The organism is Sporosarcina contaminans (assembly GCF_042679045.1).
Classification (GTDB): domain Bacteria; phylum Bacillota; class Bacilli; order Bacillales_A; family Planococcaceae; genus Sporosarcina; species Sporosarcina contaminans.
The window spans coordinates 1-699 of the sequence record NZ_JBHTLT010000056.1; the positions used below are offsets into that span (position 1 = coordinate 1).

Annotated in this window: 1 protein-coding gene; it reads right to left on the bottom strand. The window is 40.6% G+C overall.

Annotated elements, in window-relative coordinates:
- Positions 1-77 precede the first annotated feature (77 nt).
- Positions 78-699 (bottom strand): transposase (locus ACFQ38_RS11310; RefSeq protein WP_381480945.1); only part of this gene is annotated, 622 nt, incomplete at its 5' end.

Here is a 699-nt window from a genome sequence, read left to right on the forward strand (position 1 = left end):
AAGAGGCTGGGACATAACTAGCTTTAAATAAGAAAAAAGTGAAATTGAGCTCGCTCAATTTCACTTTTTTTCATTTTTTAAAGTCCCCCTTTCCTGTTGGCCGTGAATTTTCGTAAATTCACGGCCATTAACGCGAGGCCCATTTCGTTTTCAACCTTCGATTTCCCACGAACGGAAAATCGAGTGAAACGCAAATTGGCCTTCAGAAACCCAAAAACTGGTTCCACGTCAATTTTTCGCTGACGATAGATCGAACCCGTTTTTTCATCTGAAAGCTTCGTTCTTACATATTCCTTTTGTTGTTCCCATTTCTCGTTTACCATCAACTTTCGATGGTTTCCCTCTTTCGCTTTCGTACATAACGAACGAAATGGGCATCCCGAACAGTCTTCACATTCGTAAACTTTAAAATTACGCGTGAAACCAGTTTTGTCTGTACGGACAGAATGATATTTAAAGAGGAGACGTTTCTCATTCGGACATGTATAGACATCATTCTCTTCATCATACTGCCAGTTTGCTGCGTTGAACTTGTTCTGTTTGTATTTCTTCTCTTGTTCTTTTATGTACATTCCATACGTGATTAAAGCCTCACGTTTCCGGTTCGAGAGGATGTCGTCATAATTCTGTTCACTGCCGTATCCCGCGTCTGCGACAATGTGCTTCGGTAATTCAAAATAATCCTGCTCGATTATGTCC